18 protein-coding genes are annotated in these 19,915 nt (G+C 63.0%); 8 read left to right on the forward strand and 10 right to left on the reverse strand.

Annotated features, from left to right (window positions below; genetic code table 11):
* Positions 1-10: 10 nt before the first annotated feature.
* Together FZZ92_RS06450 and FZZ92_RS06455 are read left to right on the forward strand one after the other, a co-directional pair.
* Positions 11-1,330, forward strand: a complete 1,320-nt coding sequence (locus FZZ92_RS06450) for a glycosyltransferase family 2 protein (protein WP_226422818.1) — start codon at positions 11-13, stop codon at positions 1,328-1,330.
* A complete protein-coding gene (locus tag FZZ92_RS06455) occupies positions 1,330-2,577 on the forward strand; it encodes an exo-alpha-sialidase (RefSeq protein ID WP_226422819.1) in 1,248 nt (415 codons plus the stop codon). The genes FZZ92_RS06450 and FZZ92_RS06455 overlap by 1 nt, the downstream gene beginning before the upstream one ends.
* A 15-nt stretch (positions 2,578-2,592) precedes the next feature.
* Here FZZ92_RS06455 and FZZ92_RS06460 read toward each other — a convergent pair whose 3' ends face one another.
* The 5 genes from FZZ92_RS06460 to tig form a co-directional block, all read right to left on the reverse strand.
* On the reverse strand, positions 2,593-4,419 hold the full coding sequence (locus FZZ92_RS06460) for a DNA polymerase III subunit gamma/tau (RefSeq protein ID WP_226422820.1): 1,827 nt from the start codon (positions 4,417-4,419) through the stop codon (positions 2,593-2,595).
* Between the two features lie 23 nt (positions 4,420-4,442).
* Complete coding sequence (locus FZZ92_RS06465; protein WP_226398916.1) at positions 4,443-5,081, reverse strand: lecithin retinol acyltransferase family protein; 639 nt, start codon at positions 5,079-5,081, stop codon at positions 4,443-4,445.
* Between the two features lie 4 nt (positions 5,082-5,085).
* A complete protein-coding gene (gene clpX, locus FZZ92_RS06470) occupies positions 5,086-6,435 on the reverse strand; it encodes an ATP-dependent protease ATP-binding subunit ClpX (protein WP_226422821.1) in 1,350 nt (449 codons plus the stop codon).
* A gap of 90 nt (positions 6,436-6,525) precedes the next feature.
* The gene (gene clpP, locus FZZ92_RS06475) at positions 6,526-7,200 is read right to left on the reverse strand and encodes an ATP-dependent Clp endopeptidase proteolytic subunit ClpP (protein ID WP_226398914.1); all 675 of its coding nucleotides are present in this window, start codon (positions 7,198-7,200) and stop codon (positions 6,526-6,528) included.
* Between the two features lie 43 nt (positions 7,201-7,243).
* Positions 7,244-8,653, reverse strand: a complete 1,410-nt coding sequence (gene tig, locus FZZ92_RS06480; RefSeq protein ID WP_226422822.1) for a trigger factor — start codon at positions 8,651-8,653, stop codon at positions 7,244-7,246.
* Between the two features lie 157 nt (positions 8,654-8,810).
* Here tig and FZZ92_RS06485 point away from each other — a divergent pair, with 157 nt between their 5' ends.
* From FZZ92_RS06485 to FZZ92_RS06495, 3 genes are read left to right on the forward strand one after another with little or no spacing between them, the layout of a single operon-like run.
* Positions 8,811-9,836 (forward strand): aspartate-semialdehyde dehydrogenase, encoded by a 1,026-nt coding sequence (locus tag FZZ92_RS06485; RefSeq protein ID WP_226422823.1) that lies wholly within the window; start codon positions 8,811-8,813, stop codon positions 9,834-9,836.
* Positions 9,833-10,741 carry a 4-hydroxy-tetrahydrodipicolinate synthase gene (dapA, locus tag FZZ92_RS06490; RefSeq protein WP_115024766.1) on the forward strand — a complete coding sequence of 303 codons (909 nt, stop codon included), beginning with the start codon at positions 9,833-9,835 and terminating at the stop codon, positions 10,739-10,741. The genes FZZ92_RS06485 and dapA overlap by 4 nt, the downstream gene beginning before the upstream one ends.
* 52 nt (positions 10,742-10,793) lie before the next feature.
* On the forward strand, positions 10,794-12,848 hold the full coding sequence (locus tag FZZ92_RS06495) for a ribonuclease J (RefSeq protein WP_226422824.1): 2,055 nt from the start codon (positions 10,794-10,796) through the stop codon (positions 12,846-12,848).
* Here the strand turns inward: FZZ92_RS06495 and FZZ92_RS06500 are convergent.
* Genes FZZ92_RS06500 through holA form a run of 3 tightly spaced genes read right to left on the reverse strand, consistent with a single transcriptional unit; the run spans position 12,834 to position 16,443 of the window.
* The gene (locus FZZ92_RS06500; RefSeq protein WP_226422825.1) at positions 12,834-13,592 is read right to left on the reverse strand and encodes a hypothetical protein; all 759 of its coding nucleotides are present in this window, start codon (positions 13,590-13,592) and stop codon (positions 12,834-12,836) included. The two genes, FZZ92_RS06495 and FZZ92_RS06500, sit on opposite strands and share 15 nt — an antisense overlap.
* 32 nt (positions 13,593-13,624) lie before the next feature.
* Positions 13,625-15,430 (reverse strand): aspartate kinase, encoded by a 1,806-nt coding sequence (locus FZZ92_RS06505; RefSeq protein ID WP_226422826.1) that lies wholly within the window; start codon positions 15,428-15,430, stop codon positions 13,625-13,627.
* Between the two features lie 47 nt (positions 15,431-15,477).
* A complete protein-coding gene (holA, locus tag FZZ92_RS06510; protein ID WP_226422827.1) occupies positions 15,478-16,443 on the reverse strand; it encodes a DNA polymerase III subunit delta in 966 nt (321 codons plus the stop codon).
* A 9-nt stretch (positions 16,444-16,452) separates the two neighbouring features.
* On the opposite strand from holA, the gene FZZ92_RS06515 reads away from it, so the two are divergent.
* The gene (locus FZZ92_RS06515; RefSeq protein WP_226398907.1) at positions 16,453-17,100 is read left to right on the forward strand and encodes a precorrin-8X methylmutase; all 648 of its coding nucleotides are present in this window, start codon (positions 16,453-16,455) and stop codon (positions 17,098-17,100) included.
* On the opposite strand, the gene tilS is transcribed toward FZZ92_RS06515, so the two are convergent.
* Entirely contained in the window at positions 17,048-18,028 is a 981-nt protein-coding gene (gene tilS, locus FZZ92_RS06520) for a tRNA lysidine(34) synthetase TilS (RefSeq protein WP_226422828.1), read from the reverse strand. The two genes, FZZ92_RS06515 and tilS, sit on opposite strands and share 53 nt — an antisense overlap.
* Positions 18,029-18,086: 58 nt before the next feature.
* On the opposite strand from tilS, the gene FZZ92_RS06525 reads away from it, so the two are divergent.
* Positions 18,087-18,845, forward strand: a complete 759-nt coding sequence (locus FZZ92_RS06525; RefSeq protein WP_226422829.1) for a DUF561 domain-containing protein — start codon at positions 18,087-18,089, stop codon at positions 18,843-18,845.
* 9 nt (positions 18,846-18,854) lie between these two features.
* On the opposite strand, the gene FZZ92_RS06530 is transcribed toward FZZ92_RS06525, so the two are convergent.
* Positions 18,855-19,586 carry a sulfotransferase gene (locus FZZ92_RS06530; RefSeq protein ID WP_226398904.1) on the reverse strand — a complete coding sequence of 244 codons (732 nt, stop codon included), beginning with the start codon at positions 19,584-19,586 and terminating at the stop codon, positions 18,855-18,857.
* Positions 19,587-19,720: 134 nt separating this feature from the next.
* On the opposite strand from FZZ92_RS06530, the gene psbZ reads away from it, so the two are divergent.
* Positions 19,721-19,909, forward strand: a complete 189-nt coding sequence (gene psbZ, locus FZZ92_RS06535; RefSeq protein WP_006850156.1) for a photosystem II reaction center protein PsbZ — start codon at positions 19,721-19,723, stop codon at positions 19,907-19,909.
* Positions 19,910-19,915: the final 6 nt, after the last annotated feature.

Below are 19,915 nucleotides of genomic sequence, written 5' to 3' on the forward strand. Positions count from 1 at the left end.
GGGCAGCTGGATGAGCTCGAACGCCACCTCTGGTGATCACCGACGGGTGAAGTCGGCCGCGTTCCTGTTCGCTTGTGGATGCGCTGGTGCAGCACCCCATTGGCTTGACCCAGCCCGCTCGCTCTGGCCTGCCATCAGTCTTGCTCTGATGCTTGGTGGGTATGGCTTGCGTTCCGTGATGCGTGGGCAGCTGACACGTGGTGCAGCGGATCCCGTGCCGGCAATGGATCCGGGGCAGCTTCCCAGCCTGGATGTGGTGGTGGCCGCCCGGGACGAAGAATCTGTGGTGCAGCGTTTGGTGGATCGCCTCACATCGCTGCGCTATCCATCCGGACAACTCACCACCTGGGTAATCGACGACGGCAGTGTGGATCGCACGCCTGAGTTGCTGGACAACCTGGCTGCCGAGCACCCGGGACTGAATGTCATCCATCGCCAGCGCAATGCCGGTGGTGGCAAGTCGGGTGCTCTCAACATCGCCTTGGATCGCCTGAGTGGCGATTGGCTGCTGGTGCTTGATGCGGATGCCCAATTGCAGGAGGACCTGCTCGAGCGCCTTGTGCCCTACGCGCTCGATGGTGGCTGGTCAGCGGTGCAGCTGCGCAAGGCCGTGATTGATGCAGATCGCAACTGGCTGACCCGATCCCAGGCGATGGAGATGGCCCTGGATGCGGTGATCCAGTCGGGGCGTCTGGCCAATGGAGGTGTGGCAGAGCTGCGGGGGAACGGACAGCTGATCAAGCGTTCGGTGCTGGAGGCCAGCGGCGGTTTCAACGAAGACACCGTGACCGATGACCTTGATCTCAGCTTTCGCCTGTTGACCCATGGGGCCTTGGTAGGACTGCTGTGGGACCCCCCGGTTCAGGAAGAGGCAGTCCCCGGTCTCCAGGCCTTGTGGAAGCAACGGCAACGCTGGGCGGAAGGAGGATTGCAGCGTTTCTTCGATTACTGGCCGGTGCTGACGTCGGCCCAGCTCAGTGTTCGCCAGCGCTGGGACCTGACGGCGTTTTTCCTGCTCCAATACGCCCTGCCGGTGGTGTCGTTCGCTGACCTGTGCGCGGGTTTGATCACCCGAAGCGTTCCGGTGTACTGGCCCTTGTCGGTGGTGGCGTTCAGCGTTTCGGGTCTGGCGTTTTGGCGTGGTTGTCGCAGCGGGAGCGCGGGGCCGGCGATTCCAACCGCGGGCCCGGTGAATCTCCTGGTGGCAATTGCCTACCTGGGCCACTGGTTTGTGGTGATTCCCTGGGTCACGTTGCGGATGTCGCTGCTCCCCAAACGTTTGGTTTGGGCCAAAACCAGCCACGGCCATGACCATCCGGTACAGGCATGATGGTGCCCCCTTTTTCGTCCTTCGATCAGGCCGAAGATCGCTTTGAGGATTTGGCTTGGGGCCAGGTTCTCATCACACCTTTTGAACTGGGTGCCTGGGCGCTGTTGGAGCCGATGGGCGAACAAAACCATGCGCCACAGCTGTGTTGGATCCGTCCTGATCTGCTGGGCTGTGTCTGGATGGCAGGCAGCGGGGAGGGAACCGCTGGGATGTCGGTGTTTCTTTCCCTTTTGGGCGCTGAAGGCGGACGTTGGTCGGAACCGCAGCGGATTTCCAGGGATGTGGAGAGGTCGGAGCAGAACCCCTTGCTGTTCGTCTCCGACGGGTGTCTGCATCTGATTCATTCCGCCCAGTTGGTTCGCGATCCAGCGGATCGATCCGCTCTCGAGGCATCCAGCAGCTTTTCCATGCAGTGGACGGCCGTCCTTCGGCATCAGCGGCTTTCGCTGGAAGGGCTTGACCTTTATGACCTTGAGACCTGGTCGGCCGAGGCATGGTCGTCTCCCGTTGACCTCTTTAACGATCCCGCTTTCTGCCGCAATCCCCCCCATCCCTTGGAGAACGGCCATTGGTTGTTGCCGATCTACCGCAGTCTGGAAGCGGGAGGGGCCTTTGGTCATGACCACAGCGAGATGCTGCGTTTGGATCCGTCAGGTCACTGTCTGGACCAGCCGGTCGGCATTCCAGACAGCACCGGCAGGGTGCATGGCTCAGTGGTTGCGTCGTTTGATGGAAAGGAATTGCTCCAGTTTTTTCGCAGTCGCCTTGCGGATCAGATCTACCGCAGTGTGAGTACCGACGACGGGCTCACCTGGTCGGCGCCGGAGCCCACACTTCTGCCCAACAACAACAGCTCCATCCAGGCCTGTCGCTTGGCGAGTGGGCGATTGGCGATGATTTTCAATCGCTTTGGCTTCGCGCCGGATCCGGCTTCGTCAGATAAGCAGCTGGAGTGGGGAGAGGCCCGCTGGCCGCGCACCCGCTGGCCGTTGTCGATCGCCATCAGTGATGATGATGGCCTTCATTGGCCATGGATCCGCGATATCGATACTGGATTCGGCTTCTGTGGTCAGCAGAATTGGGACCTTAATGGACAACTCGCTTACCCAACTCTGATTGAGGGAAGGCCAGGGGAGCTGCATGTGGCCTATTCCTGGGCAGGTCGCCAGGCCATTCGCTACTTGAGTCTGCGGGAACTTGAGGTGATTGGCTACAACCCCGAGGCCATACCTTTTGGCTCGTTCTGATGTGAGTTGAGAACGTCAGTTGATTTCATCAACGTCGAGAACCTGACCATTGAAGAAGTCCGCCAGATTGCGGGCCTGACGATCCAGCCCTGAAGGTGGGCTTGGTTGAGGGTTGGTTTCAGTTGGAGCAGGTGCCGGCTTTGCTTCAATCGGCTCGGACTGCGTGCGCGGCAGTTCTGGTGCAACCGCCGGAGCTGATGTTGCAGCAGGTGGTTGTGTTGGTGCTGGAGGCTCGACTGCTGCTGCTGGTGGTGGTGGTGTTGCGATCGGCGGTGTTGTGATCGGCGGTGTTGTGATCGGCGGTGGCATGGCGCTGTTGCTGGCTTCCAGGATCAGCTGCCTAGAGCCACCGAGAGCTGTGGCCACCGCCTGTTCCAGCAGTGACGCCCGGCTCTGCACCATCCCCATCCAGTTGCCAGCCACCTGCACAACTGCGCGGTTGGGATCCAGTCGCACCAGTTGCGCTTGCTGCGAGAGCAACATCCGTGTGGAGGGCAGTTCGAGGCTGCCCAGGATCTGTTGCCACAGTTCGGGCAGGTTGGTGCTGGGCGACGGCGCAGGGTTGGAGACCGTTGGCAGTTCCGGTGATGCCGCAGGTGCCGGTTTTGGACTGGCGGTAGGTGCCTCGGTTGGGGTTGGTGCGGCGGCGGGAGCTGGCACAGGAGCTGCGATCGGAGTCACAGCGATTGGTGGTGTCGTCGCTGGTTGTGTTTTGGGCGGGGCTGCTGTTATGGGCTGAGCAGCCACCGGTTCTGCCAGCAACCCCAGCAACAGCACTTCCAGCCAAAGCCGAGGCTGCACGCTTTGGCGCAGTTGTTGCTCGGTGCCCCGCAGTTGGGCTTGCCATTGCAGCAAGCGGGCTCTGCCCATGGTCTTCGCGAGGGCGGGTAGCTGATCGCGGAACTGGGGCGAAACGCTGGTGAGCTCCAGCCGATCGGGAGCGGCAGCCATCAGCACCAGATCCCGCAGCATCCCGGCCAGACCTTGCAGCACGGCCCCAGGATCTCGGCCCCGGTCCAGCAGGTTGCGGGTCGCCTCCAGCAGTTGCACCGGTTCGGCGCTGCTCATGGCCCCCACCAGCTCCAGCAGTTCCTGTTCGGGAACCGCGCCCAGTAGATCCCACACCGCAGCGGCTTCGATGGGTGGCGGCAGCAGACTCAGTTGGTCCAGAAGGCTTTCGGCATCCCGAAGCCCTCCTTGGGACCGCTGGGCCACCACGTGAATGGCTTCGGGTTGGATGTCGATCGCTTCCTGTTCGGCGATCCAGCTCAGATGTTTGTTGAGGGCATCGAGCGGGATGCGCCGGAAATCAAAGCGTTGGCAGCGGCTGAGGATCGTTGGCAGCACTCGTTGCGGATCGGTGGTGGCGAGCACGAACACCACCTGTGGAGGTGGTTCCTCGAGGGTTTTCAGCAGGGCGTTGAAGGCTGCGGTGGAGAGCATGTGGCACTCGTCCACCACGTACACCTTCCAGCGGGCCTGCACCGGTGCGAAACGGGAGCGTTCGATCAGTTCACGGATGTTGTCAACACCGGTGTTGGAGGCGGCGTCGATCTCGATCACATCCAGGGCTGTGCCGGCGGCAATCGTTTTGCACAGCTCGCAGGTTCCGCAGGGTTCGGGAGTTGGCCCGTCGCTGTTCAGGCAATTGAGCGAGCGGGCCAGGATGCGGGCGCTGGAGGTTTTGCCGGTGCCGCGGGGGCCACTGAACAGGTAGGCCGGGGCAATCCGATTGCTGGTAAGGGCGTGGCCCAGGGTGGCGGCGATCGCCTCCTGACCCACCAGCTGATCAAAGCGTTGGGGCCGGTATTTGTGATGCAGCGGCTGGTAGGCAGAACTCATGCGCCGCGAGCGTTAAAAGGAGATTACTCAGAGGATTCGGAGCCTGGCAGCGCGGGGCGCTGTTCCAACAGGGCATCAATTCGTTGTTTGAGGTCTTCCACGGCCGCCAGCTCATCCGCAAGGCTTTGACCCGTAAGCAGCAGCCGGCGGTCCGTTCCATCTCCTGCCCGTTCCAGGAGGCCCTCCAATTTGCCCAGCAGCGACAGGCGCAGGCGTTCCAGTTTCTCCACACCCCGCCTGGCCATCGTGCGGGCATCGTCATCGAGCAGGCCCCGTTGCACCAGGAGTTCCAGCCCACGCATCAGGGCGGAAGACATCAGACCGCTCCAGTGACGTCCTCGCTCCAGCACCGAGTCCACCTGGCCGCTGCGATGGCGCCCGGTTTTGCACCAGGTGGCGAAGTGCTCGCAGTTGTTGAACAGCAGGTTGTAATCCTGTTCACCCAGGCGCCCCATGGCCCGGCGCAGGGTTACCCCCACCGGTGAAGCACCGGGATGGCTAATCACCCGCATTGGTTGGCCTCGACTGAACTCCTCCAAGGGGCTTCGCAGGATTTCACGCCCCTCCAGGTAGTGGGCGACGGTTCCGTCACCGAGGTCGATGCCGTGATGGTTGAACAGGCCGTGCTGACGCGGCACCTCCAGGTGGTCAGCGGCAGCCAAGGGCTTAGGCGGTCTTCTGTTGTTCCGTGCCAGGCATGGGGAGCACCTTGCCGCCGGTGTGTGCATCCACCATCGCCCGGGTCACGGTGAATTCCTTCACGGATGTCTGCGAAGGGAGGTCGTACATCAAATTCAGCATCAGCTCTTCGACGATGCCGCGCAGAGCTCGGGCGCCTGTCTTGCGACGGTGGGCCTCTTGGGCGATCGCCTCGATGGCGTCATCGGCGAACTCGAGTTGCACGTTGTCCATGCTCAGCAGGGTGCGGAACTGCTTCACCAGGGCATCGCGGGGCTCGGTCAGGATCGATTGCAAGGCGCTTTCGTCCAGGGGTTCCAGCACAGCACTCACAGGCATCCGGCCAATGAATTCCGGGATTAAGCCGTAGCGCACCAGGTCATCCGGCTCCAGGTGACGCAGCACATGGGCGGCTTGCAGGTCGCGATTGGCCCGACTGCGTCCGCGCCCATCGCTGGGCATGAAGCCGATGGCGTTGCGGCCCATCCGTTTCTGTACCACGTCCTCGAGGCCGACGAAGGCACCGCCGCAGATGAACAGGATCTGGCTGGTGTCGATCTGGATGCAGTCCTGGTAGGGGTGTTTGCGGCCACCCTGGGGCGGCACGTTGGCCACCGTTCCCTCAAGCATTTTCAACAGGGCCTGTTGAACACCTTCGCCGGAGACATCCCGGGTGATCGAGGGGTTCTCGCTCTTGCGGGCGATTTTGTCGATCTCATCGATGTAGATGATGCCCCGCTGGGCCTGCTCCACATCCATGTCGGCCTTCTGTAGTAGCCGCAGCAGGATGTTTTCCACGTCCTCACCCACATAGCCCGCTTCGGTGAGGGTGGTGGCATCGGCCACGGCGAAGGGCACATCCAGCATTTCGGCCAGGGTCTGGGCCAACAGCGTCTTGCCGCAGCCGGTGGGTCCGATCAGCAGGATGTTGCTCTTGTGAAGGCGGGTTGCGGTTTCCTCGGTTTCGCCGTTGCCATCGCCTTGCCAGGCCAGACGCTTGTAGTGGTTGTAAACCGCCACCGACATCACCTTCTTGGCGGCGTCCTGGCCGACCACCTGTTCATCCAGGAAGCTCTTTATGTCCTGAGGCCGGGGGATGGAGGCCAGCGTTGGGGCAGGTTTACTGCTCTTGCGCGCGGCCGGTGCGGCCTTGCGGTTCTGCTCTTGGCTGTGGCGTGGATTGCCCTGGCCATCCACAAGCTCCTCATCCAAGATCTCGTTGCAGAGATCGATGCATTCATCGCAGATGTAGACGCCGGGTCCGGCGATCAACTTGCGCACCTGATCCTGGGATTTCCCGCAGAACGAGCACTTCAGATGGGCGTCGAACTTGGCCATCGAACGCTGGGCACCACAAAGGAGAACAACACAGGAATCAACCGAGGGCGTCTCCCTGAACACACAGGATCGAGAACGGAAGGGCTTCTGTCAGCTCTCCGTAATGATTCCTCCGTCCCCGGAACTGTCCACCACGCGATCGATCAGGCCGTATTCAACCGCTTCTGCTGGAGAAAGGAAGTAGTCGCGGTCGGTGTCTTCTGAGATCTTGTCGAGGGGCTGGCCGGTGTGGTCGGCCATAAGTCCGTTCAAGGTCTCCTTCAGATACAGAATTTCCTTCGCTTGAATCTCAATGTCCACCGCCTGACCCTGGGCGCCTCCGAGAGGTTGGTGGATCATGATCCGGGCATTGGGCAAGGCGAGACGCTTGCCTTTGGTGCCTCCGGAAAGCAGAAACGCTCCCATGCTGGCGGCAAGGCCGTAGCAGATGGTCACCACGTCCGGGGCCACCTGCTGCATCGTGTCGTAGATCGCCAGTCCTGCTGTGACTGAGCCGCCCGGCGAGTTGATGTAGATCTGAATGTCCTTCTCTGGGTCCTCAGCCTCGAGGAACAGCATTTGGGCCACTAGAGCATCGGCGACGGCGTCATCCACACCGGTGCCGAGGAAGATGATTCGCTCCCGCAAGAGCCGGGAATAGATGTCAAAGGCACGGTCGCCGCGACCGGACTGTTCCACAACCGTGGGTAGAGGCCCCGGTGCCGAGACGGGCATGGCGGCCCGCCAGCGGTTCTGGACGGGGTGGTGACTGCGGGCGTCGATCACGCGATCGGTGTGCGGTGAAGTTGGCTCAATCTATGGGCGTTGCTCAGTCCTTGGCGTCCGCCTTGGACTTGGTTTTGGTGGGGGCCTTCTTGGCGGCAGCCTTTTTCTTGGCTGCTGGCGTGCCGTCATCCGCCGCCGGGGCCTTTTCGGTGAGCGTGCTGTTCTCCTCGAGCCAACCCATCAGACGGTCCTGCATCAGGTCATCCATCACGGCCTGCCGCAGGCGTTCCGGATCGATTTTGGCCTCGTCGGAGAGTTCTTTTTTCACCTCTTTGATCTTGGCGTCAACGTCCTTGTCGTCGAGCTTGATCTCCTCCGCTTCAGCCAGGGCGGTGAGGGCAAAACTGCGGCGCAGCCGTTCCTCGGCCTCCGGCCGGGAGTTCTGCATCAGGTTGCGCACAAGATCGGGCGTGAACAGAGACTTCACATCCATGCCCTGCTGGGCGAACTGGGCTGCCGTCTGCTCCAGCAGGTTGCGGCTCTCCTGCTGAATCAGGGCTTCGGGCAAGTCCACTTCGAGCTGCTCGACCAATGCGGCGACGAGCGCATCGCGGCGGTTGCTGGTCTGGCGCCGTTCGGCGTCGTCCTTGAGCCGCTGCTCGAGATCTTTGCGCAGATCTGCCAGGGTTTCCTGCTCGCTGGCCTGCTTGGCGAAGGCGTCATCCAGGTCGGGCAGTTCGCGGGTCTTGAGGTCCTTGAGCTCGATCTCGAAGGCGGCCTTGCGTCCGCGCGCGTCCTCCTTCGGATAGTCCTCGGGGAATTGGCAATCCACGGTTTTGTTGTCGCCGACTTTCATGCCGATGACCCCCTCGATGAAGCCCGGGATCATCCGGCCGTTTTCCAGGTCGACATCCATGGAATCGGCACTGCCCCCCTCGATTTCGCTGCCGTCATCGCTGTAGGTCCCTTTGAACCCAAGCACCGCGATGTCACCGTTCTGCGCGGCACGATCTTCCACGGGAACGACCGTGGCCATTTGCTTGCGGGAGTCCTCGATCATCTCGTCGACACGGGAGGCGTCGTAGGCGACGGTTTCGAATTCCGCCTTCAGCCCCTTGGTGCTCTTCAGTTTCGGCGTCGGAGCGACGTCGGCTTCCAGGGTGAAGGTGAGTTCCTTGCCGGGCTCAAAGCTTTCCAGCAGCCCATCGAAGCCACTGCTCAGATCGGGCTGGCTGATCGGCTCCAGGGATTCCTGCTGAATGGCGTCCCGCCAGGCGCCATCAATCAGCTGTTCCAACGCTGTGGCTTTGATTCGCACACCTCCCAGCTGCTGAACCAGCACCGTGCGCGGCACCTTGCCCTTACGGAAGCCCGGCAGGTTGATGCTGCGGCTGAGACTGGTGATCGCGTCTTCGTAACTCGTTTTGCAGCGCTCCCCAGGAACGGTGACCGTCACCGCCAGACGGCTGCTTGGGCGGGCTTCGGTGGTCACCTTCAGGGCTGCAGCGCTCATGGGGGAAGGGAAAGGGCAGCCAAGCACTGTATGCAACGGTTGAACTGGGCCTGGATCGGTAAGCTGAGCCCGTCGCACCATCGGCATCACGTTCTCTACGTAGTGATGTCGGTTCCGAAAGTCGACGGGTTTTCGTTCAGATCGTTCACTCCACCGCTTGTCTTCGACCCTTCCCAACCGTCCTCTCAATGTTGCTGTTCTTGGTGCCAGCGGTGCTGTTGGCCAGGAACTGCTGCTGCTGCTTGAAGAACGCCGTTTCCCTGTTGGCGAGCTGAAGCTGCTGGCGTCGGCCCGCTCTGCCGGTCAGACCCAAGCCTGGAATGGCCGTGTTCTCACGGTGGAAGAGGTGTCGGCTCAGTCGTTCGAAGGGGTTGACTTGGTGCTCGCCTCCGCCGGTGGCTCCGTTTCAAAGCAGTGGCGTGATGCGATCACGGCTGCAGGTGCGGTGATGGTCGACAACTCCAGCGCCTTTCGCATGGAGCAGGGGGTTCCCCTGGTGGTGCCGGAGGTCAATCCCGATGCGGCCTTCGCCCACAAGGGGGTGATCGCCAATCCGAATTGCACCACGATCCTGCTCACCTTGGCCTTGGCCCCTCTGGCCGCGAAGCGAGCGCTGCGCAGGGTTGTCGTGAGCACGTATCAGTCCGCCAGTGGCGCCGGCGCCAGGGCGATGGAGGAGCTGAAAAATTTGTCCCAGACCGTGTTGGACGGGGGAACCCCCAAGGGTGAAGTGCTGCCTTACTCCCTGGCCTTCAATCTCTTTCTGCATAACTCACCGCTCCAGGCGAACAGCTACTGCGAGGAGGAGATGAAGATGGTCAACGAGACCCGCAAGATCATGGGTCTGCCGGATCTGCGTTTCACCGCGACCTGTGTGCGGGTGCCTGTGCTTCGGGCCCATTCCGAAGCAGTGAACATTGAGTTCGAGTCTCCTTTCCCTGTTGAGGAGGCACGTGAGCTCCTGGCCGCTGCCCCTGGTGTTGAGTTGATTAACGACCCGGCGGCGAACCGCTTCCCCATGCCGACAGACGTCACCGGTCGCGATCCGGTGGCGATCGGCCGGATCCGTCAGGACATCAGTGATGCAAACGCACTGGAGCTCTGGTTGTGCGGTGATCAAATCCGCAAGGGAGCGGCGCTCAACGCCGTTCAGATCGCTGAACTGTTGATCCAGAAGTCATGACACGTACCGCCACCCTCTCCCCAACACCCTTCGGTCGTGTTGTCACCGCCATGGTGACCCCCTTTGATGCCAGCGGTGCTGTGGATCTGACCTTGGCGGGTCAGTTGGCACGCCATCTCGTGGAGCAGGGTTCCGATGGATTGTTGGTGTGTGGCACCACCGGCGAGTCGCCGACCCTCAGCTGGCAAGAGCAGTTGCAACTGCTGCAGGCCGTTCGCGACGCCGTCGGCAACGACGCCAAGGTGTTGGCGGGCACCGGCAGCAACTCCACAGCGGAGGCAATAGAGGCCACCCAGCAAGCAGCGGCAGCCGGCGCCGATGGTGCTCTCGTGGTTGTGCCCTACTACAACAAGCCTCCCCAAGAGGGCCTAGAGGCCCATTTCCGTGCCATCGCTAAGGCGGCTCCTGAGTTGCCTTTGATGCTCTACAACATCCCCGGCCGCACCGGCTGCAGCATCGCTCCGGCCACGGTGGCGCGGCTGATGGACTGCCCCAATGTGGTGAGTTTCAAGGCCGCCAGCGGTACCACCGAAGAGGTCACGGCGCTGCGCCTGGCCTGCGGTCCGCAGTTGGCGATCTACAGCGGCGATGACGGCCTCACCTTGCCCATGCTCGCCGTGGGTGCTGTTGGTGTGGTGAGTGTGGGCAGCCATGTGGCGGGCCCCGAGATACGCGCCATGATCGAGTCCTATCTGAATGGCGACGGTGCCTCCGCACTCGCCCTGCACGACGCTCTCATTCCTCTGTTTAAGGCCCTGTTCGCCACCACCAATCCGATTCCCGTTAAGGCTGCTCTCGAACTCAATGGCTGGTCTGTCGGTGCTCCCCGTCCACCTTTGTGCCCCCTCTCTGACGACATGAAACGTTCCCTCTCCATCGCCATGGCCGCCCTTCGTCAGACCTAGCCCGGTCCGGCTTATCGGCTTACGCAATCCGTTCTTCTTCAACTCTTTTTCTATGGCCAACAACGCGCGATCCAGCAAGGGGCAGGAGCCTTGTCTTCGGGTGATCCCCCTGGGTGGACTGCATGAGATCGGCAAGAACACCTGTGTGTTCGAGTACGGCGATGACCTGATGCTGGTGGATGCAGGTCTGGCTTTCCCCAGCGATGGCATGCACGGGGTGAATGTGGTGCTGCCCGACACCAGCTTCCTGCGCGAGAACCAGAAGCGGATCCGCGGCATGATCGTCACCCATGGTCATGAAGACCACATCGGTGGCATTGCTCACCACCTCAAGCACTTCAACATTCCGGTGATCTATGGGCCGCGGCTGGCCCTCTCGATGCTGACCGGGAAGATGGACGAAGCGGGGGTAAGAGACCGCACCACCCTGCAGACCGTCGGTCCGCGCGATGTGGTGAAGGTGGGTCAGCACTTCTCGGTGGAGTTCATCCGCAACACCCACTCGATGGCCGACAGCTTCACGCTGGCCATTTCCACACCGGTCGGAACCGTGATCTTCACGGGTGATTTCAAGTTCGACCACACCCCGGTCGATGGTGAAAACTTCGACATGGCACGGCTCGCCCACCACGGTGAAAAGGGGGTCTTGTGTCTGTTCAGTGATTCCACCAACTCGGAAGTTCCTGGCTTTTGCCCTCCTGAGCGCTCCGTGTTCCCCAACTTGGACCGCCACATCGCCAATGCCGAGGGTCGGGTCATCGTGACCACCTTCGCCAGCTCGATCCATCGGGTGTCGATGATTCTGGAGTTGGCCCTGAAGAACGGCCGCAAGGTGGGCCTTCTGGGCCGCTCCATGCTCAATGTGATCGCCAAAGCCCGGGAACTGGGCTACATGCGTGCGCCGGATGAGCTGTTTGTGCCGATCAAGCAGATCAATGATGTGCCCGATCGTGAAACGCTGTTGCTGATGACCGGTAGTCAGGGCGAGCCACTGGCAGCCCTGAGCCGCATCTCCCGCGGTGAACATCCCCAGGTGAGGGTGAAGACCACCGACACGATCATTTTCTCAGCCAGCCCGATCCCCGGGAACACGATTTCCGTGGTCAACACGATCGACAAGCTGATGATGCTGGGCGCCAAGGTCGTGTACGGGAAAGGCGAGGGCATTCATGTCTCCGGCCATGGCTTCCAGGAAGACCAGAAATTGATGCTGGCCCTCACCCGGCCCAAGTTCTTCGTGCCGGTGCACGGTGAGCACCGGATGCTTGTGCAGCACTCCAAAACCGGCCACTCCATGGGGGTTCCGGTCGACAACACCTTGATCATCGACAACGGTGACGTGGTGGAGCTCACTCCGGATTCGCTCCGCAAGGGCAATGCTGTGAAGGCAGGCATTGAGCTGCTGGATCAATCCCGCAACGGCATCGTTGACGCCCGTGTTCTGAAGGAGCGCCAACAGTTGGCGGAAGACGGCGTGGTGACGATCCTGGCGGCGATCAGCACCGATGGCGCCATGGTGGCTCCGCCGCGGGTGAACCTGCGGGGTGTGGTCACCACGGCAGATGCCCGCAAGATGTCCTTGTGGACCGAGCGGGAAGTCACCTGGGTGCTCGAAAATCGCTGGAAGCAGCTCTGCCGCAACACCGGTGAGAAGGCACCGGAAGTGGATTGGATGGGTGTGCAGCGTGAGGTGGAGGTGGGCCTCGGCCGGCGGATGCGCCGTGAACTGCAGGTGGAGCCACTGATCCTGTGCCTGGTGCAGCCAGCTCCTGGTGGCACGCCCGTTTACAAGGGTCGCGCCGATGCTGAGCCCGATGATCGTCCGGCGCCGCGCGGTCGCGGTGGTCGTGGAGGTGGTTCCCCCTATGGCCGTCGTAACGGTGGTGGTGGAACACCCGCTCCTGTGCGCACCAATCAGGGCAATGGCAACGGCCGTTCTGGCTCACCAACGCCGGCCCCCGTCCGTGCGGCGGCAGCAACAGCAACCGCTGTGGTCGAGAAAGTGACTCCCCAACCGGTTGTCGAGAAAGCTGCTGCTGTGCAACAGCCGGTCGAAGCGGAGATGCCTGCAGGGCGCACCCGTCGTCGTCGTTCAGCGGCCAGCTGAGCGGGCGAAGGCCCCTTTGATCCTGTTCATCAGCCCCATCGGCTCAGTGGAGTCGGTGGGGCTTTTGATTGCAGGTTGAAGTTGTCTGCGGAGCCACGATTGCTCCAGGAGATCCTTGGCTGCAGGCTCCTGGGGTGTTGGTTCGACCTCGACTTCGATCCCGTCGCTCGGTCGCTGCTCCGTTGGCTCGGTTGTGATCTCCGGTTCCAGGGCGACCGCAGGCGCTGAGGTTGGTGCCGGATCCGGAGAGGGAGTGCCAGCCGCAGTGGGCGTGGGCCGGGGTTCCTCGTCACTGGGCAACCACGGCAACGCCGTGACCACATGGGGCTGTGCTGGCTTGGCTTGATCGGCATCCGTTGTTAGGAAGGGATCCTTCAGCAGGTCTGGGAGGACGACATCGGTTGCAGGTGTCGTTGTTGCTGCGCTGATGACGGTGTTCTGCGATCGGCAGAGCTCTAGCCCTTGTTCCGCCAGGGCCGCAAGGGTGGCCTCCGGTTCACTGTCCAGCACCCGTTCGTAAGAGAGGGCGGCTTGCTCCGGTTGCTGGAGTCCATGCAGCTGGATGTGCCCCAGGAGCAACGCCACCACAGCCCGCCATCCCAAGACGAGGCTTTGGTCTTGCTCGTCTGATGCGCTTTGGAGTTGATCCCACAACGCCGAGGCGAGGGCATGAGCCTCGGTGTACTCCCCGAGGCCGTAAGCCCGTTCCGCTGCTTGGTAGTGCTGCTCGAAATCGGCGTCCACGCTTGGGGTTCCGGTATCCCAGTTGTAGACCTTCAGCTGGCGTCGTGAGGTGATGGGGTGCCTTGGGCGGAGTGACGTTCATCACCACCCAGTCCGAACCCGGCGTGCACCACTTGGAGGGCCTCGACGCCAGCCTCTTCTGCCACCACGCAGCTGGTTCTGATTTCACTGGTGGCGATTAGGCCGATGTTGATGCCTGCATCCGCCAGAGCACGGAACATGCGCCCCGCTGTTCCTGGCGTTGCCGGCATCCCAGCCCCCACAGCACTCACCCGGGCAATGGCCTCACCATCTTCCAGAGCGGCTCCGGGCCACTGGGCCAGCAGGGGTGCCAGGGCCACATCGGCGCGGGCGCGGTCGTCCTTGCGCAGGATGAAGGTGATGTCGCGCGATCCGTCGTTGTGTTGCCGTTCCGATTGAACGATCGCATCGAGGCTGATGCTGTTGTCCGCCAGGGCTGAACAGAGCGCCGCTGCGGTGCCGGGTCGATCGGGCACGTGGCGAACACTCAGTTGCACCTGGTCGCGGTCGAGGGCGACGCCGCGCACTTCCGGTTCCCCGCTGCCGTTGTCGGTGGGATTGATGCAGATTTGTGAGTCCTCCAGGTCGAAGGCCTCCTGCACCGCCTGAACTGCCTTGCTGCCGGCGCCGGAGTCAATCACGCAGCTCACCTTCACCTCACTGGTGGCGATCAGGCGAAGGTTGATGCCTTGCTGACACAGGCAGTTGAACAGCCCGGCGGCAATGCCAGGGCGCCCCATGATTCCGGCCCCGCTGATGCTGAGCTTCGTCAGCCCTGCTTCGGATGCCAGATCGCCGCCCAGTTGATCGAGAACCTTCTGGCTCACAGTGCGGGCCAGCGCGAGATCCGCTTCGGCAACCGTGAAGGTGATGTCGTTGCTGCTGCCCTCGTGGGTGGCCTGAATGATCAGGTCCACATTGATTCCTGCATCGGAGAGGGTTTCAAACAGTCGTGCGGCAATACCGGGCTGATCGGGAATGTGGGAGAGGGCGACCACAGCCTGTCCGCCCACTTCCTCCATCCCATCCACAGGACTGCCGAGCTCCAGGCCGCTGCTGCTGATCGGACGGGCTGAACGGCTGGTGATCCGGGTGCCGGGTGCGTCGCTCCAACTGGAGCGCACCACAAGATTCACGCCGTAGTTGCGGGCGATCTCAACGGCCCTGGGATGCAGCACGGAGGCCCCAAGGCTGGCAAGTTCCAGCATTTCGTCGCAGCTGATCGTGTCCATCAGCTGGGCATCGGACACCTTGCGCGGATCGGTGCTGAGAACACCCGGAACGTCGGTGTAGATCTCGCAGGCATTGGCACCCAGGGCCGCCGCCAGGGCGACAGCGGAGGTGTCGGAGCCCCCGCGCCCAAGGGTGGTGATTTCGTTGAGGCCATCACTGCTGGTGCTGGTGCCCTGGAAACCGGCAACCACCACCACCTGGCCAGCTGTGAGGCGGTTGCGGATTCGGTCGGTGCGAATCCCGAGGATCCTGGCCCGGCCATGGGTGGATTCCGTGGCGATGCCCACCTGCGGACCAGTCATGGATGTTGCACTGACCCCTTGGGCGTTCAAGGCCATCGCCAGCAAGGCGATCGACACCTGTTCGCCACTGGCCAGCAGCATGTCCATCTCTCGCTGGGTGGGGGCAGAGGTGATGGCGTTGGCCAGACCCGTCAATTCATCGGTGGTGTGGCCCATGGCGGAGACCACCACGACTACGTCGTGCCCCTCCTCACGGCAACGTCCGATCCGATCGGCCACTGCCTTGATGCGTTCCACGCTGCCGACGGAGGTGCCCCCGAATTTCTGCACCAGGAGGGCCATGGGCCGGGCTTCAGCAACGCTGGATTTTCTCACCTGGCGGGCAGCGATCAGCCCAGCAGTCCGTCGCGGAAGGCATCGCCAGGCTGGGCACCGCGTTTGAGCCGCGCCTCCACCTCAAGCAGTCGGCCTAGCAAGGAGAGGAAACGTTTGGCTGGCCGACCCTGCAGTTGCTTGCGCATCACGTAGATGCGTTTGGGGTTGCCGATGCCAGCGGCCTTGGCGATCACCGCCACATCCCGTTCCCCTTGCTGTTCCAGCATGCTCACCCAGAGCCAGCCGCGGATCTGACCGGTGAGGGTGGCCACGATGCGCAGGGCTGGTTCCCCCGCTTCGATCAGGGCATCCCAGCGGGCAATCGCTTCGCCGGGGTTGCCCTCCAGCAGCGCATCGCCCACGGCCAGGGCGTTGGTGGAGCGTCCCCCCACCAGCTCCTGAACCCGCGCAGCGGAAATGGTGGTGCCGCGCAGGGAAAGCTTGCGCAGTTCTGATTCGAGTCGGGCGCTGTCGGTGCCGATGGCCTCCACCAGGGCATCGATGGCATCTGGGTCGACCTGCAGGCCAAGGGCCTCGGCAGTGCGTTGTACTAATTGGCGCTGACCATTGCCATCCCAGGCGGCTGGCAGCGGGAAGCTCTGTTCCTGAGCGAGCCCGGTTTTGATTCGCTTCTGCAGGGTTTTGGTGGTTCGCAGGCGACCATCCGGTTTGGCAGGGTTCACCAGCACCAGGTGGCTGGTGTCGGGGATGAGCTCAAGGGCGGCTTCAAACCGGTCGGCCAGCTCACTGGGACAGCCGTTGCAGAACGGACTGCGCTGCAGCAGCACCAGCCGTTCGCCCGTGGCGAAGGGAGGTGTGCGGGCCTCCTCGAGGGCCTGCAGGGCTTGACCAGCGTCTGCCCCATCCAGGCGGCTGAGGTTGAGGCTGCTCCAGCTGGGGTCGATCACCTGGCCGATCAGAGCCTCGATGGCCCGGTCCCGCGCGGCGGCGTCATCACCCCAGAGCAGATGGATCGGCATGGGTTGATGATGGCGTGGATGGCCCAGGATCACCCGATCTTCACTGAAAGCATCCGGCGGATCCAGGCGGCTCTGGGCGACACGGGCTTGCCTCCGCTGCAACAGCAGGTGCTGGAACGGCTGGTGCACAGCAGTGGTGATCTTTCCCTGGGGCCCCTGCTGCAATTCAGCGAGGGGGCCTGTGAGCAGGGGGTGGAGGCGCTGCGGCAGGGGGCGCCGATCCTGACGGATACCGCGATGGCAGCGGCAGCGGTGGCCCCGATGGCCCAACGCACCCTCGGCAGCGCGGTGCACACGGTGCTGGAGTGGGCTCCAGAGCTGGCACCGCAGGGTTCGACGCGCACGGCCGCTGGCATGGAGCAGGCCTGGACGACGCTCGCGGTGGCGTCACCCACTCCAGTGGTGCTGATCGGCAGTGCACCGACAGCGCTGGAGGTGCTGTTGCAGCGGGTGGCCGCCGGGGCCCAGGCCCCCAGCCTGGTGATCGGCATGCCGGTGGGCTTCGTGGGGGTGGCGGAAAGCAAGAGGCATCTGGCGGCCAGCGGCCTGGCTCAGATTCGTTTGGAGGGCAGTCGTGGGGGCGCGGGTCTGGTGGCGGCGGCGGTCAATGCCCTGCTTCGCGCTGCAGCAGCATCAGCTCCGCCCCCTTCCAGCTGAGTTGCCAGCCCCCGAGAAGATCGGCTGAACCGCCGGGGGCACCCTTGTCCAGTCGCCGACTGAGCTCGTCCAGTTGAGGGGCCGGAAGTGGTGGCACCCCCTGCTGCTGCAGCCATTGCGCCAGCAGCAGGCGGCGGGTGGCTGGGTTCAACGCCCCCAGGCCGCGGCGGTCCAGTCCGGCTGGGGTTTGCAGAAGCTCCAGGGCCATCCGGCTGAGTTCTGTCTGACTGTCCCGCACCTGGGACACCCGTTCGGCCAGATCGCTCATCCGCAGACTGCAGCCCGGATGCAGTTCCTCGAGCACGGGCAGCACCTCCTGACGGATCCGGTTGCGGGCGAAATCAGCGGATTGGTTGCTCGGGTCGTCCCAGATGGGCAGGGCCAGGTCTTGGCAGATCTGCAGGGTGTCGTGGCGTTGCAGGTGCAGCAGCGGCCTACGCAGGTGGGGACCCTCCGAGCTCAGGGGGCGGACGCTGGGCAGTGCCGCCAGACCGGCGAGGTCGCTGCCGCGGGCCAGTTGCATCAGCATCGTTTCGGCCCGATCGCTGGCGGTGTGGCCCGTCACCACATCGGCGCCTGCTTCGCGGGCCCGTTGTTCCAGCCGTTCGTAACGCCACTGCCGGGCTTTGGCTTCACTAGGGACCTGTCCTGGCGCTGCCTGGTCCACCTGGAGGAGGAGTTCCCGCTGTTGGCACCAGGCCCCGAGCTCCGCGGCGATCTGGCTGGAGCCGTCGTGCCAGCGGTGGTCGCCATGCCAAATGCTCAGGCTCCAGCCGTGCATGGGCGCCAGATCTTGCAGCAACGCCAGCAGAGCCATGGAGTCTTGTCCGCCGGACACCGCCAGCAGCAGTGAGCTGCCTTGGGGCAGCAGCTGCGGCTGCATCAGCAGGCGCCGGTGCAGGCGGTCATGCCAGGACGTCCAGCCCAAAGGGAGAGGTGCGTTTCCCCCACGGTGTGAGAATCAGGGCATCGCTGTCCAGTCCCCCATGACCCGTCTTCAGCAGCTGCCCGTTTCTCTTCAGCGCAGTCTTGAGCAGCGCTGTGCGCTCAAGGTGATCGCCGGCCTGATGAATTTCGATGCCGCCAGCGTGGAGCGGGTCGCCCGTGCAGCCAGGCGTGGCGGTGCTGATCTGATCGACGTGGCCTGCGACCCAGCCCTGGTGCGTCTGGCGATTGAGGCCTCCGGTGGCGTGCCCGTGTGCGTGTCGTCAGTGGAGGCCGAGCAGTTCCCCGCGGCGGTGGCGGCCGGTGCGCTGATGGTGGAGATCGGCAACTACGACGCCTTCTATCCCCAGGGCCGGATCTTTGACGCGGCTGAGGTGCTCGAGCTCACCCGCCGCACCCGCCAACTGCTGCCCAACGTTGTGTTGAGCGTCACGGTGCCCCATGTGTTGCCGATGGATGAGCAGGAGCAGCTGGCCATCGATTTGGTGGCCGCCGGTGCCGATTTGATCCAGACCGAGGGCGGCACCAGTGCCAAGCCCTTCAGCGCTGGCCACCTGGGCTTGATCGAGAAGGCTGCCCCCACCCTGGCGGCGGCCCACAGCATCAGCCGCGCTGTCGATGTGCCCGTTCTGTGTGCGTCTGGTCTTTCTGCGGTGACGCTGCCGATGGCCATCGCTGCCGGTGCGGCCGGTGTTGGTGTTGGTTCTGCCGTGAATCGCCTGCAGGATGAGCTGGCGATGGTGGCTGTGGTGCGTGGTCTGCGCGATGCGCTGGGCAGCGCTGTAGCGGCCCGCGTCTAAGACTTCGCCTCAGCTCCACTCCCATTCGATGCCATAGCGGCTCCGGACGCCAGCAACGGTTTCTGCCAGTTGCTGCCTGAGTTGTTGGCGTAGGGCTGGGTCGATACGGTCAGCCAGCCCGTCGCCTGCATTGGCGCGGGGCAACGCCCCGGGCCAAGCAATGGGCTTGAGCTGGAGAAAACTGAGCAGCTGCTGCCAGATGCGCTCCGGCGTGGAGAACAGGTCTTCACTGCGCAGGATCAGCAGCTGCTCCCGGGGGAAGAGGGCTTCGTAGCGGTTCAGCTGCTCTAGGTAGAGGCTGCGGCTGAGGTAGCTGTGCTTTTGAAAGCTGTAAGGGTCACCTGTGGCGAGTCGGCCTTGTTCCGCCGCCAATGCTTCATCCACCGGGAGTGGTTCAAAACCGAGTCGTTGGGCATGAAACACCTGTGAAATGGCCCTTTCGACAGGGTCCCTTAGCAGCACGATCAGACGAGCGTTGGGGAGATGTTGATGAATCCGCCCAGGCACATCGGGGTGGAATAGATAGAAGGGCGTGATGTCTCCGCAACGTTGAGCCGGCTGGGCTCCTTGAAAGTGTTCCCGGTACCAGTCTTCGCCGGCGTTGTAGTTCTGATCAAAGAAATGAACTTCCTTGCAGGCCGGCAGATAAACGTCCGGGTGCTGCCCCAGCAAGCGATGCAGCGTGGTTGTTCCACCTTTCTGGGTGCCGAGGCCAAGGAAGTCAGGTAAGGGTGCTGCCATTCAGCTGGTGTGGCCGATTGGCAGCATTTTGCTGGTGGTACAGGGACGGAACGCCTTCATGGTGTGAAGAGTGGCCTGCATTGCCTCCTGGCTATCTGTTCACATGTGAAAATCGAACCCTGACTTCCAGTTCCATGCAGTTCATCAACACGCTGACCGTTCTGGCCCTGGTGGTGGCTTCTTTTGCCTTGATCGTTGCGGTGCCGGTGCTGTATGCCTCCAGCGAGGACAGCGGCCGCTCCAACCGTCTGATCCTGCTGGGCAGTGCTGTTTGGGTCGCCCTGGTGCTGCTGAACTGGGGTGTGAGCTTCTTCGTCGTCTGATTTCGT

The organism is Synechococcus sp. MU1611, assembly GCF_020514255.1.
GTDB lineage: Bacteria > Cyanobacteriota > Cyanobacteriia > PCC-6307 > Cyanobiaceae > Parasynechococcus.

Coding starts and splice junctions, on each gene's coding strand:
- FZZ92_RS06450 (WP_226422818.1), top strand. CDS start 11: ATGAGCTCGAACGCCACCTCTGGTGATCACCGACGGGTGAAGTCGGCC.
- FZZ92_RS06455 (WP_226422819.1), top strand. CDS start 1,330: ATGGTGCCCCCTTTTTCGTCCTTCGATCAGGCCGAAGATCGCTTTGAG.
- FZZ92_RS06460 (WP_226422820.1), bottom strand. CDS start 4,419: ATGAGTTCTGCCTACCAGCCGCTGCATCACAAATACCGGCCCCAACGC.
- clpX (WP_226422821.1), bottom strand. CDS start 6,435: ATGGCCAAGTTCGACGCCCATCTGAAGTGCTCGTTCTGCGGGAAATCC.
- tig (WP_226422822.1), bottom strand. CDS start 8,653: ATGAGCGCTGCAGCCCTGAAGGTGACCACCGAAGCCCGCCCAAGCAGC.
- dapA (WP_115024766.1), top strand. CDS start 9,833: ATGACACGTACCGCCACCCTCTCCCCAACACCCTTCGGTCGTGTTGTC.
- FZZ92_RS06495 (WP_226422824.1), top strand. CDS start 10,794: ATGGCCAACAACGCGCGATCCAGCAAGGGGCAGGAGCCTTGTCTTCGG.
- FZZ92_RS06505 (WP_226422826.1), bottom strand. CDS start 15,430: ATGGCCCTCCTGGTGCAGAAATTCGGGGGCACCTCCGTCGGCAGCGTG.
- holA (WP_226422827.1), bottom strand. CDS start 16,443: ATGCCGATCCATCTGCTCTGGGGTGATGACGCCGCCGCGCGGGACCGG.
- FZZ92_RS06515 (WP_226398907.1), top strand. CDS start 16,453: ATGGCGTGGATGGCCCAGGATCACCCGATCTTCACTGAAAGCATCCGG.
- FZZ92_RS06525 (WP_226422829.1), top strand. CDS start 18,087: ATGACCCGTCTTCAGCAGCTGCCCGTTTCTCTTCAGCGCAGTCTTGAG.
- FZZ92_RS06530 (WP_226398904.1), bottom strand. CDS start 19,586: ATGGCAGCACCCTTACCTGACTTCCTTGGCCTCGGCACCCAGAAAGGT.
- psbZ (WP_006850156.1), top strand. CDS start 19,721: ATGCAGTTCATCAACACGCTGACCGTTCTGGCCCTGGTGGTGGCTTCT.